This is a genomic window from Paenibacillus tianmuensis, from assembly GCF_900100345.1.
Classification (GTDB): domain Bacteria; phylum Bacillota; class Bacilli; order Paenibacillales; family NBRC-103111; genus Paenibacillus_G; species Paenibacillus_G tianmuensis.
In genome coordinates, this window is the sequence record NZ_FMTT01000005.1 from 106,633 (window position 1) to 121,797 (window position 15,165).

At 54.6% G+C, this 15,165-nt stretch carries 18 protein-coding genes; 16 read left to right on the forward strand and 2 right to left on the reverse strand.

Going from position 1 to position 15,165, the window contains the following annotated elements; all coding sequences use genetic code 11:
• Window positions 1-3 precede the first annotated feature (3 nt).
• Window positions 4-345, reverse strand: coding sequence for a hypothetical protein (locus BLO51_RS05195; RefSeq protein ID WP_090667826.1), 342 nt, complete (start codon window positions 343-345; stop codon window positions 4-6).
• A 165-nt stretch (window positions 346-510) separates the two neighbouring features.
• Here BLO51_RS05195 and BLO51_RS05200 point away from each other — a divergent pair, with 165 nt between their 5' ends.
• A complete protein-coding gene (locus BLO51_RS05200) occupies window positions 511-1,020 on the forward strand; it encodes a shikimate kinase (protein ID WP_090667830.1) in 510 nt (169 codons plus the stop codon).
• On the opposite strand, the gene BLO51_RS05205 is transcribed toward BLO51_RS05200, so the two are convergent.
• A complete protein-coding gene (locus BLO51_RS05205; RefSeq protein ID WP_090667833.1) occupies window positions 1,017-1,310 on the reverse strand; it encodes a rhodanese-like domain-containing protein in 294 nt (97 codons plus the stop codon). The genes BLO51_RS05200 and BLO51_RS05205 overlap by 4 nt on opposite strands.
• Window positions 1,311-1,438: 128 nt before the next feature.
• Here BLO51_RS05205 and crcB (BLO51_RS05210) point away from each other — a divergent pair, with 128 nt between their 5' ends.
• From crcB (BLO51_RS05210) to BLO51_RS05280, 15 genes are all read left to right on the forward strand, one after another.
• Window positions 1,439-1,831 (forward strand): fluoride efflux transporter CrcB, encoded by a 393-nt coding sequence (crcB, locus tag BLO51_RS05210; protein ID WP_090667836.1) that lies wholly within the window; start codon window positions 1,439-1,441, stop codon window positions 1,829-1,831.
• Entirely contained in the window at window positions 1,831-2,211 is a 381-nt protein-coding gene (gene crcB, locus BLO51_RS05215) for a fluoride efflux transporter CrcB (protein ID WP_245719537.1), read from the forward strand. Before crcB (BLO51_RS05210) ends, crcB (BLO51_RS05215) begins: the two co-directional genes overlap by 1 nt.
• 23 nt (window positions 2,212-2,234) lie before the next feature.
• A complete protein-coding gene (aroA, locus tag BLO51_RS05220; protein WP_090667842.1) occupies window positions 2,235-3,530 on the forward strand; it encodes a 3-phosphoshikimate 1-carboxyvinyltransferase in 1,296 nt (431 codons plus the stop codon).
• A gap of 72 nt (window positions 3,531-3,602) precedes the next feature.
• Window positions 3,603-4,424: a C39 family peptidase gene (locus BLO51_RS05225; protein ID WP_174551197.1), complete on the forward strand. Its 822-nt coding sequence runs from the start codon at window positions 3,603-3,605 to the stop codon at window positions 4,422-4,424.
• A gap of 25 nt (window positions 4,425-4,449) precedes the next feature.
• The gene (locus tag BLO51_RS05230) at window positions 4,450-4,878 is read left to right on the forward strand and encodes a CoA-binding protein (protein ID WP_090667848.1); all 429 of its coding nucleotides are present in this window, start codon (window positions 4,450-4,452) and stop codon (window positions 4,876-4,878) included.
• A 1-nt stretch (window position 4,879) separates the two neighbouring features.
• Window positions 4,880-5,524, forward strand: a complete 645-nt coding sequence (gene thiE / locus BLO51_RS05235) for a thiamine phosphate synthase (protein WP_090667852.1) — start codon at window positions 4,880-4,882, stop codon at window positions 5,522-5,524.
• A gap of 135 nt (window positions 5,525-5,659) precedes the next feature.
• The gene (locus BLO51_RS05240) at window positions 5,660-6,340 is read left to right on the forward strand and encodes a hypothetical protein (protein WP_090667853.1); all 681 of its coding nucleotides are present in this window, start codon (window positions 5,660-5,662) and stop codon (window positions 6,338-6,340) included.
• A gap of 133 nt (window positions 6,341-6,473) precedes the next feature.
• Window positions 6,474-8,378, forward strand: a complete 1,905-nt coding sequence (locus BLO51_RS05245; RefSeq protein WP_090667855.1) for a glucose PTS transporter subunit IIA — start codon at window positions 6,474-6,476, stop codon at window positions 8,376-8,378.
• On the forward strand, window positions 8,371-10,137 hold the full coding sequence (gene ptsP / locus BLO51_RS05250) for a phosphoenolpyruvate--protein phosphotransferase (protein WP_090667858.1): 1,767 nt from the start codon (window positions 8,371-8,373) through the stop codon (window positions 10,135-10,137). The genes BLO51_RS05245 and ptsP overlap by 8 nt, the downstream gene beginning before the upstream one ends.
• A 45-nt stretch (window positions 10,138-10,182) precedes the next feature.
• Window positions 10,183-10,716: a type 1 glutamine amidotransferase domain-containing protein gene (locus BLO51_RS05255; protein ID WP_090667861.1), complete on the forward strand. Its 534-nt coding sequence runs from the start codon at window positions 10,183-10,185 to the stop codon at window positions 10,714-10,716.
• A gap of 27 nt (window positions 10,717-10,743) precedes the next feature.
• Window positions 10,744-11,154: a VanZ family protein gene (locus BLO51_RS05260; RefSeq protein WP_090667864.1), complete on the forward strand. Its 411-nt coding sequence runs from the start codon at window positions 10,744-10,746 to the stop codon at window positions 11,152-11,154.
• Window positions 11,155-11,324: 170 nt separating this feature from the next.
• Complete coding sequence (locus BLO51_RS05265) at window positions 11,325-11,741, forward strand: hypothetical protein (RefSeq protein ID WP_090667868.1); 417 nt, start codon at window positions 11,325-11,327, stop codon at window positions 11,739-11,741.
• A 139-nt stretch (window positions 11,742-11,880) separates the two neighbouring features.
• Window positions 11,881-12,909 carry a catabolite control protein A gene (gene ccpA / locus BLO51_RS05270; protein ID WP_090667871.1) on the forward strand — a complete coding sequence of 343 codons (1,029 nt, stop codon included), beginning with the start codon at window positions 11,881-11,883 and terminating at the stop codon, window positions 12,907-12,909.
• 38 nt (window positions 12,910-12,947) lie between these two features.
• Entirely contained in the window at window positions 12,948-13,649 is a 702-nt protein-coding gene (locus BLO51_RS05275) for a 5'-methylthioadenosine/adenosylhomocysteine nucleosidase (protein WP_090667874.1), read from the forward strand.
• Window positions 13,650-13,706: 57 nt separating this feature from the next.
• A complete protein-coding gene (locus BLO51_RS05280) occupies window positions 13,707-15,092 on the forward strand; it encodes a glycine--tRNA ligase (RefSeq protein WP_090667877.1) in 1,386 nt (461 codons plus the stop codon).
• Window positions 15,093-15,165: the final 73 nt, after the last annotated feature.

A 15,165-nucleotide genomic window follows, 5' to 3' on the forward strand; every position in this document is an offset into this window, starting at 1 on the left:
CGGCTACAGGTGCCTTTTGATGCGGTCCGGCTTGACCGGATGCAGACCGAAGGACGCCTCGTACAGCCAGCTCTTGAGCCGGTCGGCTTCCATATCGTGGCCGCTCCGACGCTGAATGAGCATCAAAGCGATTTCGGCGAAATATCTAAAGTTTTTAAGCAGCCGTGGCTGGGAAAGATCCGTCAAGTTCGGGTCTTCCTCGGCCACCTTTTTTTTAATATACTCCAGCATCCAGACGATTTCCTCTCGGCATAAGGGCCTTGTGGGATCCATGATTTGTTCCAGCTTGAGCTCGGTCCAGTCCGGACCGGCCGCACGGGTTTGGGATAGAGCGCTTTGCGTCATATGACCGTGTTCTCCCTTCGGGAAATATGCATTAAACATCATGACTGATCTGGCTGGAATTTATTCACAATCATCTTATGATTTTGCCAACCTTTCTATTCACATGGTGTCGGCTATGATATGATAGGGTCAGTTGAATGATACGAAAGTCAGAGGTGCAGGAGAGTGGAATACCGTAACATCGTGTTGGTCGGTATGATGGGAACCGGAAAATCCTCCGTCGGACAAGCACTCGCTTCGAGGCTGAACTGGGTGTACGAGGATACGGACGCTTCCATTGAGCGGGCGCAGGGAATGAACATTACCCGAATGTTTGCGGAGCTCGGAGAGCTCTTCTTCCGCAAAGCCGAAAGCGAGACGATCGAACGGACGCTGCAAGGTCGGCATCAAGTGGTAGCGACCGGAGGCGGGGCCGTTCTTGCAGAGCAAAACCGGATTTTCATGAAACGCAGCGGCCTGGTTGTTGCGCTGAAAGCGTCCGCCGAAACGATCATCGAGCGGGTCCGGTCCGATCAGAGCCGTCCTTTGCTGCAAGGCGGAGTTGAAGACCGCGTACGCCACATCATGGAGAGCCGCAAGCACGCGTACGATTTTGCGGATCTCCATGTGGATACGGACGGCAAGACCGTCGGGCAGATCGTCGATGAGATTTACAGCCGTTTGGAGCGGGCTTAAAGCTGCTCCCACTCCAGCATACCGCCGGTCATGTTGACAAGCCCGGTGAAGCCTTGGGCTTCCAAGTATTCAAACGCCCGTCCGCTGCGATTGCCGCTGCGGCAGACGAGAATCGTTTCGCTGTGCTGCGGGATTTCGCCAAGGCGCTGAGGGATTTCCATCAAAGGAATATGCTTGGCGCCCGGAATCATGCCGAGCGCGACTTCTTCGGGTTCGCGCACGTCGATGATGGTAAGCTTTTCGCCGTTTTCAAGCCGTTGCTTGACTTCTTGCGGGGTAATCGTATGCATCAATATAGCCTCCTTCTCGTTCGGCTTGCGGCCGACTTGCCTTCATCATAAAAAGAAAACGGCAGCGTGTCAAACAAAGCGGAACGGCTGTCGTTGATAACGCTAATTTCGAATGGGGACGAAATCGGATGACCGTACTTTATATAGGTCTGGCGGGAATCGCCGGAGCGCTGGCACGGTACGGATTGTCTGTCGTGATGAATCCGCAGCAGGTCGCCTCGCTGCCGTGGGGAACGCTGTTATGTAACCTTGCCGGCTGCCTGGTGCTTGGCTTTTTAGCCTATTTGCCCGGTTTGAAGCGATATCCGGACCTTCGCGCCGCGCTGACAACCGGATTCATCGGAGCGTTTACGACCTTCTCGACATTAAGCTGGGAGCTCGTATCCATGCTCCAGCAGCAGCTTTGGACGATCGCGGCGCTCTATTTTATCGTTAGCCTGTGGGGCGGAATCGGCTGCATTCGTCTCGGACGCCGGTTCAGCTTAAATTTGACGGCGGTAAAAAGGGGTTCTGAGGAATGATGTCGAATACGTTAGGAACGTTGCTGCTCGTAAGCGCAGGAGGCTTTGCCGGCGCCGTGGCAAGGTATTGGATCGGCAGCCGGATCGCGGAACGGCTTAGAACTTCTCTGCCATACGGAACGCTGACGGTCAATCTGGCCGGTTCGTTCTTGTTGGGCGTCCTGTGGGGAGGAGGGGCGGACGGCCGATGGATGGCGCTCCTTGGCAGCGGATTTATGGGAGCATTCACGACCTTTTCGACGCTAAAGCTGGAAAGCGAAGCACTGCTTCGCCAAGGCGAAAGCCGGACGGCCTGGCTGTATATGGGGCTGTCGTATACACTCGGTTTGCTGCTTGCTTACGCAGGCTATATCCTTTCACTTACATATATAAAGCTCTGACGGACAAGGAGAGATACTTTACGATGAAAGCCATTGTCAAACCGACCCCGCGTCTGGGCGGGACGATTAACGCGCTGTCTTCCAAAAACTACACGACCCGCTATTTGCTCATCGCCGCGCTTGCGGACGGGACGAGCACGATTTACTATCCGGCTCACAGTGAGGATAGTGACGCGATGCGTCGCTGCATCCGGGACTTGGGCGCCGACCTGGAAGAGGACGACGAAAAGATGACGATCCGCGGCTTTGGCCGTCATCCGAAGCATGTGAGTGAGCTGAATGTCGGCAATGCGGGAGCGGTGCTCCGCTTCTTGATGTCGGTCGCCGCTTTTTGCCCGGAGGTGACGTTTATTAACGCTTACCCGGACTCCCTCGGCAAACGGCCCCATGACGATCTGATCGACGCCCTGAAGCAGATGGGAGTCGAGGTCGAGCACCGTGAAGGAAAGCTGCCGCTTACGATTCGGGGCGGTCATCCGCGGGGCGGCAAAATTACCGTTTCCGGGAACGTTAGCTCGCAATTTTTAAGCTCTTTGCTGTTCGTTGCTCCTCTGCTGGACGAGGATAGCGAAATTACGGTACTGCACGATCTGAAATCGAAAATTATCGTCGGCCAGACGTTGGAAGTCATTGCCCAAGCAGGCGTGAAAATCGAAGCGTCCGACGATTTGATGCATTATAAAATTCCCGGCAAACAGGAATACAAGCCCCAAAACTATACGGTTCAGGGCGATTATCCGGGCTCTGCCGCCATCCTGGCTGCTGCGGCCGTGACGCATTCGGACGTCACGGTGCTTCATCTGGCGGAGCAAAGCAAGCAGGGCGAGCGGGCCGTCGTCGATGTGCTCCGCGCGATGGGCGTCGATCTTACCCACGAGAACGATGCCGTTCGGATTCGCGGCAATCAGAAGCTGACCGCGGGCGAATTTGACGGGGATCATTTCACCGACGCTGTGCTGGCGATGGTTGCTGCGGCGGTGTTCGCGGAAGGCACGTCCCGCTTCTACAATGTAGAAAACCTGCGGTACAAGGAATGCGACAGGATTACGGATTTTGTCAACGAGCTGCGCAAAGCCGGGGCGGATGTGGAAGAACGACAAAGCGAGATTATCGTCCACGGGCGTCCGCAGGGCGTAACGGGCGGCGTCGAAATTAACGCGCACTACGACCACCGCGTCATCATGGCGCTTACCATCGTTGGCCTCCGCTCCGAGCAAGGCTTGATTATTAACGACGCGCACCATGTGGCCAAGTCTTACCCGCATTACTTCGAGCATTTGCTGTCGCTCGGGGCGCAGATCGATCTGGTTCAAGAGTAAGGCGCCGCACGTCGGCGTTGCTTAACCCATCATCATGATCGGCATGCTGATCGTAACAAGGCGGTGAAGGACGTGACCGTATTATGGAAAGGAATTCAGGTCACGCTTGCTTTATTTCTCATCACAGGGCTACTTTTTGCCAGCGGTGTATTTGGCGTACTGCTTTACGCTAAACTAACGGGACAGACATGGTACCGGGACCCGGCCGTCGCCTACGCGGAGCAAGAAGCTGCCGCAGCTAAGGCAGCCGCAACCGCTGCACCGCCTGCGGCGAAGCCTGTCGAGCGGCCGAAGAGCGTATTGCTGGAAGCGCCGCATATTCGGCAGCGGCCCGAGCTTCCTTCCGGATGCGAGGTGACGAGTCTTGCGATGCTGCTGCAATTTTACGGCGTAAACAAATCCAAGATGGATTTGGTCCCCGAGATGAAAAAAGATCCGACGCCGATCCGTTATAATAAAAACGGCTCAATCGCTTATTGGGGCAACCCGAACACCGGATTCGTCGGGGAAGTGACGGGTGCTGCCAAAGGATTCGGGATCTATCATACCGCATTGTTCGAGCTGCTTAAGGACTATGTTCCGACGGCGAAAGATCTGACCAAGGAGCCGTTCTCGAAGCTTGAAGACCAATTGATTCAGGGGATTCCGTCCGTCGTTTGGACGACGATCGATTATAAGGTTCCGGACAAATGGGTCGTGTGGGATACGCCGATCGGTCCGATCGAGACGACCTTTATGGAGCATGCGGTGCTGCTGGTTGGCTTTGACGAACAGTACGTATATGTCAACGACCCGCTTGCCGGTCAAAGCAACAAAAAAATCGACAAAGAAGCGTTTATCGCAACATGGGATGCCATGGGACGCCAAGCGCTAAGCTATACGAAGGCGAAATAATTCATGAAGCGAGGAGCGAAGCATCGTGGCTTTTGAAAATCCGCCCCGCGAACGAATCAAAGAACTATTGGCAGGAGCCGGCAACGTAGCGGTCGTCGGTCTGTCCGACAATCCCGATCGCATATCTTACATGGTTGCGGAGGCCATGCAAAAGAAAGGCTACCGCATTATTCCGGTCAATCCAACCGTAAGCGGAGCGATTTTGGGGGAAACTTGCTACGCTTCGCTCGTCGATATTCCCGAACCGGTCGATATCGTGAACGTCTTCCGCCGCAGCGAAACGGTCGTTCCCGTAGCCGAGGAAGCGGTGCGGATCGGGGCCAAGGTGTTCTGGCTACAGCAGGGCATCTTTAACGATGAAGCGGCGGATATTGCCCTCGCCGGCGGTCTTGAAGTGATCATGGACCGCTGCATCAAAGTAGAAGATTCGATTTTGCTGCCCGGAGGGAAATAATTTGTTCCAGCCAGACGTACGTCATTATTTATCGGTTTATTTGGTTATGGATCTTTCGGGCCACGAAGGGCGGTCGGCGCTTGATATTGCCCGGGCCGCACTGGACGGCGGCGTTACGATGATCCAACTTCGCGAAAAACAAGCGACTTTGTCCCGCGTCATCGAGAAGGGCAGAGCGCTGCGGGAGCTTTGTCGGGAATATGGCGTCCCGTTTCTGGTGAACGACCGGGTCGATGTGGCGCTTGCGCTGGACGCCGACGGCGTGCATGTCGGCCAAGACGATCTGCCCGGCTCGGAAGCCCGCAAGCTGCTTGGCGAGGATAAGATTATCGGCATCTCCTGCAGCACGATGGCTGAGGCGGAGTGGGCTATGGCTCAAGGCGCAGATTATTTGGGTGTGGGCGCCGTCTATTCCACCCTTACGAAAGGGGATGCCGGAGCGCCGATAGGCACCGGGTTGATTTCGGAGATCAAGCAGCGCTGGCCGCATATCAGCATGGTCGGGATCGGAGGCATTGACGTTTCCAATGCGACGCCCGTCATTCAGGCCGGCGCAGACGGAGTAGCCGTCGTATCGGCCATCGTTCGGCAAAGCGATCCTTGCTTGGCCGCCCGGCAGTTAAAGCAGGAAGTTTGTCCCGAATAATCCTAAAAAAAATAAGCGGCAAGTAATAAAATAAATCCTCCTTGAAGACAATAAGAAAGGCTTCTGGAATGGAACGGAACAACGACCCAGCACCGGAAGACTTCCTATAATAAACTTCGAGGAGGATTTTGTCGCATGTACCAACAAGGCTACCAAAGCAGCTTTCACAACCCATCGGGTACGGCCGGTCTTGCAAGCTCCCAATACACGAAATACCAGCCGGTCGGTTATGTACAATCCCAATACAACCAGTCCTTGAATCCATCCGGAATCGGCCAGCAATACGGAGCGGGACAGCAGTATTCCCAATTCCAAAACCCGCAATCGTACCATATGGCTAACTACCGCGGCAGCCAACAAGGCCATGACGCTTATCTTCGTTCCGATTCCACGCAGCCGGCTCAAAGCCAATTCGGCATCGGCGCAGCCCAATACGGTGTATCTTCCTTCGGCGCCGCACAACAGTACTCGCAGTATCAAAGCCCGCAATCGTACCATACGGCGAACTACCGCGGGGACCAGCAAGGCCATGACGCTTACCTGCGTTCCGATTCCACGCAGCCGGCGCAAAGCCAATATGGCATCGGTGCAGCTCAATACGGCGCGGCAAGCTTTGCAGGCCAAGCCCAATTTAGCCAGCCTTATGGTATTTCCGGGCAATCGTATTCCCAATTCCAAAGCCCGCAATCGTACCATACGGCCCACTACCGCGGCAATCAACAAGGCCATGACGCTTATCTTCGTTCCGACTCCAGCCAACCGGCTCAAAGCCAATTCGGCATCGGCGCAAGCGGCATGGGCTTTAGCAGATTCTAATTTTAATCGGCAAGCAGCCTCGAACAGGCGGGCCCGAGCGGCCCGTCTTCTTTGCGTTTTCCCTGAACTTACGGTTTGACAAAAAACGGTTATGAGCGTACCATCGTTAGTATGAAAGGGGGAACGGACCGATTTGAATTGGATGGGAAACTTGCAGCAGCTTGGCCGGTCGCTCATGCTGCCGACCATCACCCTTCCCGTTGCCGCTATCTTGCTGCGCCTGGGTACCTTGCCTTGGGATCAGATTCATATGCCCCGCGTCGGGGAAATTTTATTGCTATGCGGCACAACGATCTTTACGTATTTGCCGCTTATTTTTGCGGTTGGCGTCGCTCTCGGGTTGACGGAAAGCGCAGGAATCGCAGGCATGTCGGCGCTTATCGGGCATTACATGTTCAGCGAAGCGACGCAGCGTTACCTCGGCGATTCGTTTCAGCTCGGCGTTCCCGGTGGCATCCTGATCGGTTTGCTGGCCGCCGTCATTTATCATAGGGTAAAGCATATTCAGCTTCCCGAATCGATTCAATTTTTCGGCGGTCCCCGCCTGGTGCCGCTGCTGATGGGGCTTGCCATCTTTTTATTGATTTTACTGATGATCCAATTCGGCCCTGCGCTCGAAACCGGGATGGAGAAGCTCACGAATTTTATATTGGGGCTCGGCGGCTTCGGCGCATTTTTATACGGCATCATTCACCGACTCCTGGTCCCATCCGGACTGCATCACGTGTTTAACAACTTTTTTTGGTTTCAGCTCGGCGCGTACAACGATGCGCAAGGACAACCGGTATTCGGCGACTTGCCACGTTACTTCGCCGGAGACCCGACGGCGGGACTGTATATGGCCGGCTTGTATCCGATCATGATGTTCGCGCTGCCCGCCATTGCCTTGGCGATTATTCAGGAAGCGCGCGAGGATTTAAAGCCGAAAATTCGCACGACGTTCCTGACGGCGGCTTTTGCCTGCTTCTTGACCGGGGTGACCGAGCCGATTGAGTTTGCGTTTTTGTTCGTGGCGCCATATTTGTTTTTCGTTCATGCCATTCTTTCGGGATTGGCGATGTGGATCGCTTACATGCTCGACATTCACCACGGCTTCTCCTACTCGGCGGGAGCGATCGATTATTTGATCAATCTGCATTTGTCGACCCGCGGCCTGCTGCTGATTCCGATCGGGCTTGCTTACGGCTTCGTCTACTATGTGATGTTCCGCTGGGCGATCCGCCGCTTCCGCATCCCGACGCCCGGCCGCGAGGAGGGTTCGCAGCTCGAAGAATGGGCCGGGGACATTCCGTATCGTTCGCCATTGATTTTGCAGGCGCTTGGCGGCAAGGAAAACATCAACAACATCGAAGCGTGTATTACCCGCCTGCGGCTCACGCTAGTCAACGACCGGCAGATGGATGTGTCGGCGCTGCGGCTGCTCGGCGCGGCCGGCGTCATCCGTTTGGGCGGCGGCAACGTTCAGGTTGTGTTCGGAACGTATTCGGAATTGATCCGCGAAGAGATGATCAAGTCGATGCGCAAAGATATTCAGCAGGTGCTGTTCAGCTCGCCTATGCAGGGACGGATGATTCCGCTGGAGGAAGTGCCGGACAAAATTTTTGCCGGCAAGCTGGTGGGCAACGGCGTCGCCTTTTTCCCCGATAAAGGGGAGCTGGTGTCGCCGGTAACGGGTAAAATCATTCACGTGTATCCGACGCTTCACGCCCTCGGGATCGAAACGGAGCAGGGACTTCAAGTGCTCCTCCATATCGGAATCGATACGGCCGGCCTGCAGGGCAAATATTTTACCGCCTACGTGAAAGAAGGAGACCTGGTCGAACCCGGCCAGCTGCTCGTCAAGTTCAATCTGCAGAAGGTGAAGAAAAACTGCAAGTCGCTCGCGACGCCTATGCTCATCACGAACGTCGATATGGTGAGATCATGGAGCTTCGCGCCGTATAAAGCCGTGAAGAAAGGACAGGCGTCGGTCATGTCCGTCATGCTGAAAAATACCGCTACAACAGGAGTTACAGGGGGAGGGAACGCTTATGGTTGAGGGGATCGGAGCTTCGTCGGGGATTGCGATGGGAAAAGCTTTCGTTATTCCAACCTGGGAATGGGACTTTCCCGAGAAGCTGATCGACGTCACGGACTTGGCGTACGAATTCGAAAGGTTATATGACGGAATCCGCCATTCCAGGGATGAGATCGAACTGATCAAACAGGAATTCGTCAGCGTGCTGGGCGAGGAGCAGACGCAAATTTTCGATGCGCATCTGGCCATCTTGGAAGACCCGATATTCATGAACGAAGTGCAGGGGATCATGCAGCGGCAGTACAAAGCGGCCGAGGTCGCCGTCAAAGAAGCGATCGACAAGTTCGTAGGCATGTTCGATCTGCTTGACGATGGCTATATGAAGGAGCGCGCGCTCGATATTAAAGACGTCGGCAACCGGCTGCTCAAGCATCTGCTGGGAGCGCTCGAAGAGACGCTGCCGCCCAAGGATCAGCCTTATATTCTCGTAGCCAAAGAGCTGATTCCGTCCCAAATGGTGCATCTGGACGTGAATCTGGCGTTAGGGCTGGTCACGATGCTGGGCGGCAAAACGTCGCATGTGGCGATCATGGCCCGCGCGATGAGCGTTCCGTACGTTCTTGGGCTTGAGGGCAAGCTGCAAACGCCGATTCAAAACGGCGACTATCTGATTATCGACGGCGACGAGGGCGTCGTCTATGTAAATCCGGCCGACGATGTGATCGAGAAGTACAAGGCGCGCAAGGAAACGTGGAAAGCTGTTCAGGAGCAGCTGCAAAAGCTGGCCTATTTGCCTACCCGGACGGAGGACGGAAGGCAGATGCATTTGGCGGCCAACATCAGCTCGGTGAAGGAGCTGGAGCTGGTCATGAAGAACGGCGCTTCCGGCGTCGGCTTGTTCCGGACGGAATTTTTGTACATGGACCGCAGCAGTTTCCCCGAAGAAGAGGAGCAGTTTGCCGTATACCGCGAGGTGGCCGAGCGGATGGACGGCAAGCCGGTTGTCATTCGGACGCTGGACGTCGGAGGGGATAAGCATCTCGATTACCTGGCCTTGCCGGAGGAAGAGAATCCGTCGCTCGGCTATCGCGCGATCCGGATCATGCTGGACCGGACCGACTTGTTCAAAACGCAGCTTCGCGCTATACTGCGGGCCAGTCATTACGGCAGCGTGAAAATCATGTACCCGATGATTTCCTCGCTAGACGAGCTGCGCCGAGCCAATGAGGTGCTGGAGGACGCGAAACAGGAGCTTGCCGCGGAAGGTACCCCGTTCCGCTCCGACATTGAGGTCGGCATTATGATCGAGCTTCCGGCGGCGGTCATGATCTCCGATCTGCTGGCGCAAAAGGTCGACTTTTTCAGCATCGGAACGAACGATCTGGTCCAATACGTGCTGGCTGTCGACCGGATGAACGAGACGGTGGCGCATTTGTACGACCCGTTTCATCCGTCGGTGCTCCGCATGCTGAAGATTACGGCGGATCATGCCCACAAGCACGGGACGCATATCAGCGTGTGCGGCGAGCTGGCAGGGGATGTCCGCGCTTTGCCGATTTGGATTGCGCTCGGCATTACCGACCTGAGCATGTCGGTGCAATCGATATTGAAGGTAAAAAACAGCCTGCTCCAAAGCAGACACAGTGACGGCGAGAAGATTTGGGAGGAGTTGGCCGGCTGTGCCAGCAGCGCCGAAGTGATGACCATCCTTGCCAAATATTTGGAAACGGATATCACCGATCAGTCGGGCCGCACGCGACCCGCTTGCGGTTTCTCTTAAGCGCTGTTTATTTTATGATATGAACCATAGTTGGGAGAGAATAGGATGAATCTTTCGGGACATCGAGTGCTTGCGTTTGTCGACGAAGAGTTTGAAGATTTGGAGATGTGGTACCCGGTGCTGCGGCTGCGGGAATCCGGGCTTGACGTACATTTGGCCGGCCCTAAGGCGGGTACCGTCTATCACGGAAAATACGGCGTTCCTCTGACGACCGAATATGCCTTGGACGAAGTGAAGTCCGAAGACTATATCGGTCTTTACGTGCCGGGCGGCTGGGCGCCGGACAAACTGCGCCGCTATGCTTCGGTGCTGCGTCTGACCCGTGAATTTCACGAAGCGGAAAAACCGATTGCACACATTTGTCATGCCGGCTGGGTACTCGTATCGGCGAAAATATGTCAGGGCTACACCATGACTTCCACACCCGGCATTAAGGACGATCTTGAAAATGCGGGCGCGATTTGGGTCGATCAGGAAGTGGTCGTCGACCGGCACATAGTGTCCGGACGCAGACCTCCGGATCTTCCGGCGTTTACCAAAGCGTTCGTAGACCGTTTGGCGCAATATGCGGCTAACTAAAGTTTGTGCAAACAAGGAGCATATGGGATGAACATGATCGTCAGGTGGCTGCCTTCCGTCCTGTGGATGGCGGTCATTTTTTATTCGTCCTCGCGAACCGGCGACGATCTTGGGGGATGGCTGTCTGAAATCCGCCGGATTATCCCTGCGATGGAAGGGTTCGATTGGGGCCATTTCGTTTCGTACTTTATATTGGCTTGGACTTATTTATGGGCACTCCGTCCCAAGCGGCTGACCTTCCTGCCGAAGCTTACGGTCGTGCTGCTGTGCGTGCTTTACGGGGTGACAGACGAGTTTCACCAATCGTTCGTACCCGGGCGCACGCCGGATGTTATGGACTTGCGCAACGATGCGATTGGAGCTGCCTTGGCGATGCTTACACTGTCGCTGCCTTTTGTCCGACGCGCTTATGAGCGCCTGTGTGCTAAATATTACTAACCCCGCAGTGGCAGGAGTTTGTTCGCCAAGGTAGAATATTTGTACATAAGCAGGATAAACGAATGCGCCGTCCCAGATGACGGCTGCGCGTTTGTCGGGAACCTTCAGATATCATGGATTCTGATCGTTTTAGAAAGGTTTGGCGTTGCTGCCAAAAGGAGTGGTAGTTGTTGCATAAGCCGTGCAAGTGCGGAAAGGCTATGAGCATTCGTCTTCGTACCGTCATTTATCAGAACAAAGTCGAGATCGGGAACGTCCCGATTTTCTCGTGCGACACCTGCAACCGCAGCGAGGTGTTTGCGGAAGTGAAACCGGAATTGACCGGATTCATCAGCAAGATTGGCAGCAAACCGGAGAAGCAATCGCTTCAGTTTGACGATGTATGCGAAATCGCTCATTTGATGGTCAAAGTAACGGAGAAAAAAAGGGCAGCCGACCCTGTAGAGACAATCATCCAAGAAAGAATCAACGAACTGCTTGATCTGCTGCTGTTGGCCCAGTCGCTCGACGATGAAGTATGGATTGACGACGTCCGTAAAAGACTGTCGCAAATCGCCAAGCATTCGGTAACGGTACACGATTTTTGAAAGCCGCTGCTCCGCAGTTGGCTTTTTTTGTGTCTTTTTGATACTATATTCATAGGACTATGACCAATTCGTTGCGAAAACAAGCATTTTGTCGTATGATAAGGCTAAATGACATGATCGCATTATACTTTTTAAAACAATGGAGAGAATGGCCGTGACTGTGACAATTTATGATGTAGCCAGAGAAGCAGGCGTTTCCATGGCGACCGTTTCCAGGGTTGTCAACAATAACCCTAACGTGAAGCCGCAAACGCGCAAGAAGGTGTTTGAGGCGATCGAGCGTTTAGGCTATCGTCCCAATGCCGTGGCAAGAGGCTTAGCCAGCAAGAAAACGACAACGGTCGGCGTGGTCATTCCCGATATTTCCAACTCGATCTTTTCCGAGGTCGCACGCGGCATCGAAGATATCGCGAATATGTACCACTACAATATTATTTTATCCAATGCGGACAAGAAGAAGGAAAAAGAAATCCGCGTGATTAACACCTTGCTGGAGAAGCAAGTGGACGGACTGCTCTTCATGGGCGGGGCGATTACCGAGGAACACATTCAGGCGTTCAATACGTCTTCTGTACCGGTGGTGCTGTGTGCGACGGCGGATGAACAGCGGACGATTCCTTCGGTCGATATCGACCATGAGAAGGCAGCGTTCGACGCCGTGAACGTGCTGCTGGAAAACGGACACCGCGATATCGCCATGATTTCCGGCACTTTGCAGGACCCGGCCAACGGTTTCGCCCGTTACCAAGGATACAAGAAAGCGCTCGAAGCCGCGAACATTCCGCTGCGCGAAGAGCTGGTCCGCATCGGGAATTACCGCTATGAATCGGGCCTTGAAGTGACGAAGTACTTTCTGGAGCTGGACAACCGTCCTACGGCGATCTTTGCGGCAACGGACGAGATGGCGATCGGAGCGATTCACACGCTGCAGGATAGCGGCTTGAAGGTTCCGGAAGACATGTCTGTCATCAGCGTGGACAACATTCGGATGGCTTCGATGGTTCGTCCGCTGCTGACAACGGTTGCTCAACCGATGTACGACATCGGTGCCGTGGCGATGCGGCTGCTGACCAAGCTGATGAATAAAGAAACGAAGGATGCTTCGGAGCTGTCGCAGGTTATTTTGCCGCATGAAGTGCTTTATAGAAATTCGGTGGCTCATCGCTAATATGAGCCACTTTCTTTTGTAAAAAGGGGGATTCTGGATTGACGTACGGTAAACTAGGCGTCATCGGCGCGATGAAGGAAGAAATCGAGCTGTTCCACGAGCATATGGAGCAGGTGCGGGAATCCGCGAAGGCGGGGATTACATTCTACGAAGGCGTTTTCCACGGTAAAAGCATCGTTCTGTGCAAATCGGGCGTAGGCAAGGTGAATGCTGCCGTAACGACGCAGATTTTGATCGATACATACGGCGTAGAAGCCGTGATCTTCACCGGAGTGGCAGGGGCAGTCGACCCGTCGCTGAACGTCGGCGATATCGTGGTGTCGACGGAGTGCCTTCAGCACGATATGGATGTAACGGCCCTTGGATTTCCGCGGGGGACGATTCCTTACGAGGCGACGTCGGTTTTTGCTGCCGATACGGGACTGCGCAGCGCAGCGGCCGGAGCGAGTCGGGAGCTGTTCGGGGCGGTTAAGAAAGGACGGGTGCTTTCGGGCGACCAGTTTATCGCCAGCCGGGAGACGGTCCAAATGCTGCATCAGGAGCTTCAAGGCGCATGCGTCGAGATGGAGGGCGCGGCGGTCGCACAGGCTTGCTCCATGAACGGCATCCCGTTCGTCATCATTCGTTCCATGTCCGACAAGGCGGACGGATCGGCGCACGTCAATTTTGCGGAATTCACCGTGCAGGCTTCCGAGAACTCATACCGTATCGTGGATCAGATTGTCAAGCGTCTGACATAGGTCTGACGGACAATGGAAGGGGTCCAAACCAGAGAAATAGAAGGAGAGAATATAACGATGTCATCCGTATCGATGGAACAATTGGTCGCTTTGGCCAAGCACAGAGGCTTTATTTTCCCGGGCTCCGAAATTTACGGCGGTCTTGCCAATACATGGGACTACGGTCCGCTCGGCGTTGAGCTGAAGAATAACATTAAGCGCGCCTGGTGGAAAAAGTTCATTCAGGAATCTCCGTACAATGTCGGTATTGACGCGGCTATTCTGATGAACCCTCAAGCTTGGGTCGCATCCGGCCATGTGGGCAACTTCAACGACCCGATGATCGACTGCAAGCAGTGCAAAGTGCGTCACCGCGCCGACAAATTGATTGAGAACGCCTTGGCGGAAAAAGGCATCGAAATGATCGTCGACGGTCTGTCGTTTGCCGAGATGGAGAAGCTGATTGCCGAGCATAAGATCGTTTGCCCGGACTGCGGAGCGTTGGATTACACCGAAATCCGCCAGTTTAACCTGATGTTCAAAACGTTCCAGGGCGTGACCGAATCGAGTACGAATGTCGTTTACATGCGTCCGGAGACGGCGCAGGGCATTTTCGTCAATTTCAAAAACGTACAGCGCACCATGCGCAAAAAGCTGCCGTTCGGTATCGGTCAAGTCGGCAAGAGCTTCCGGAACGAGATTACGCCGGGGAACTTCACCTTCCGTACGCGTGAGTTCGAACAGATGGAACTCGAATTTTTCTGCAAGCCGGGCGAAGACCTGCAATGGTTCGAGTACTGGCGTTCGTTCTGCCGCGATTGGCTCTTGGGCCTCGGCATCACGGAAGGAAACATCCGACTGCGCGATCATTCGGACGACGAGCTGTCCCACTATTCCAATGCGACGACGGACATCGAATACAAATTCCCGTTCGGCTGGGGCGAGCTGTGGGGCATCGCCGACCGCACGGATTACGATTTGAAGCAGCATATGACGCATTCCGGCGAAGATTTCAACTATATTGAGCAAGAAACGAACGAGCGGTATATTCCATACTGTATCGAGCCATCGCTCGGTGCGGATCGGGTAACGCTGGCGTTCCTGATTGACGCGTTCGAAGAGCAGAAGCTGGAAGGCGACGACAGCCGGACGGTATTGCATCTGCATCCGGCGCTGGCGCCTTACAAAGCGGCGATTTTCCCGCTGTCGAAGAAGCTTTCCGAGGGAGCGAACCAAGTATTTGCCGATTTGGCGAAGCACTTCTTGGTTGACTATGACGAAGCCGGTTCGATCGGCAAGCGTTACCGCCGTCATGACGAGATCGGTACGCCGTTCTGCATTACGTACGACTTCGAGTCGGAGCAGGATGGTCAAGTGACTGTTCGCGACCGCGATACGATGGAGCAAACGCGGATGCCGATCAGCGAGCTTAAAGCGTTTATCGAGTCGAAAGTGCAGTTCTAATCTCCAAAACACGAAACAGCCCGCGCCAATATGGCCGCGGGCTATTTTGTATCTTCATAGAACGAACCTAGGT

Coding starts and splice junctions, on each gene's coding strand:
- BLO51_RS05195 (WP_090667826.1), bottom strand. CDS start 345: ATGACGCAAAGCGCTCTATCCCAAACCCGTGCGGCCGGTCCGGACTGG.
- BLO51_RS05205 (WP_090667833.1), bottom strand. CDS start 1,310: ATGCATACGATTACCCCGCAAGAAGTCAAGCAACGGCTTGAAAACGGC.
- crcB (WP_090667836.1), top strand. CDS start 1,439: ATGACCGTACTTTATATAGGTCTGGCGGGAATCGCCGGAGCGCTGGCA.
- crcB (WP_245719537.1), top strand. CDS start 1,831: ATGTCGAATACGTTAGGAACGTTGCTGCTCGTAAGCGCAGGAGGCTTT.
- aroA (WP_090667842.1), top strand. CDS start 2,235: ATGAAAGCCATTGTCAAACCGACCCCGCGTCTGGGCGGGACGATTAAC.
- BLO51_RS05240 (WP_090667853.1), top strand. CDS start 5,660: ATGTACCAACAAGGCTACCAAAGCAGCTTTCACAACCCATCGGGTACG.
- ptsP (WP_090667858.1), top strand. CDS start 8,371: ATGGTTGAGGGGATCGGAGCTTCGTCGGGGATTGCGATGGGAAAAGCT.
- BLO51_RS05255 (WP_090667861.1), top strand. CDS start 10,183: ATGAATCTTTCGGGACATCGAGTGCTTGCGTTTGTCGACGAAGAGTTT.
- BLO51_RS05260 (WP_090667864.1), top strand. CDS start 10,744: ATGAACATGATCGTCAGGTGGCTGCCTTCCGTCCTGTGGATGGCGGTC.
- ccpA (WP_090667871.1), top strand. CDS start 11,881: ATGGAGAGAATGGCCGTGACTGTGACAATTTATGATGTAGCCAGAGAA.
- BLO51_RS05280 (WP_090667877.1), top strand. CDS start 13,707: ATGTCATCCGTATCGATGGAACAATTGGTCGCTTTGGCCAAGCACAGA.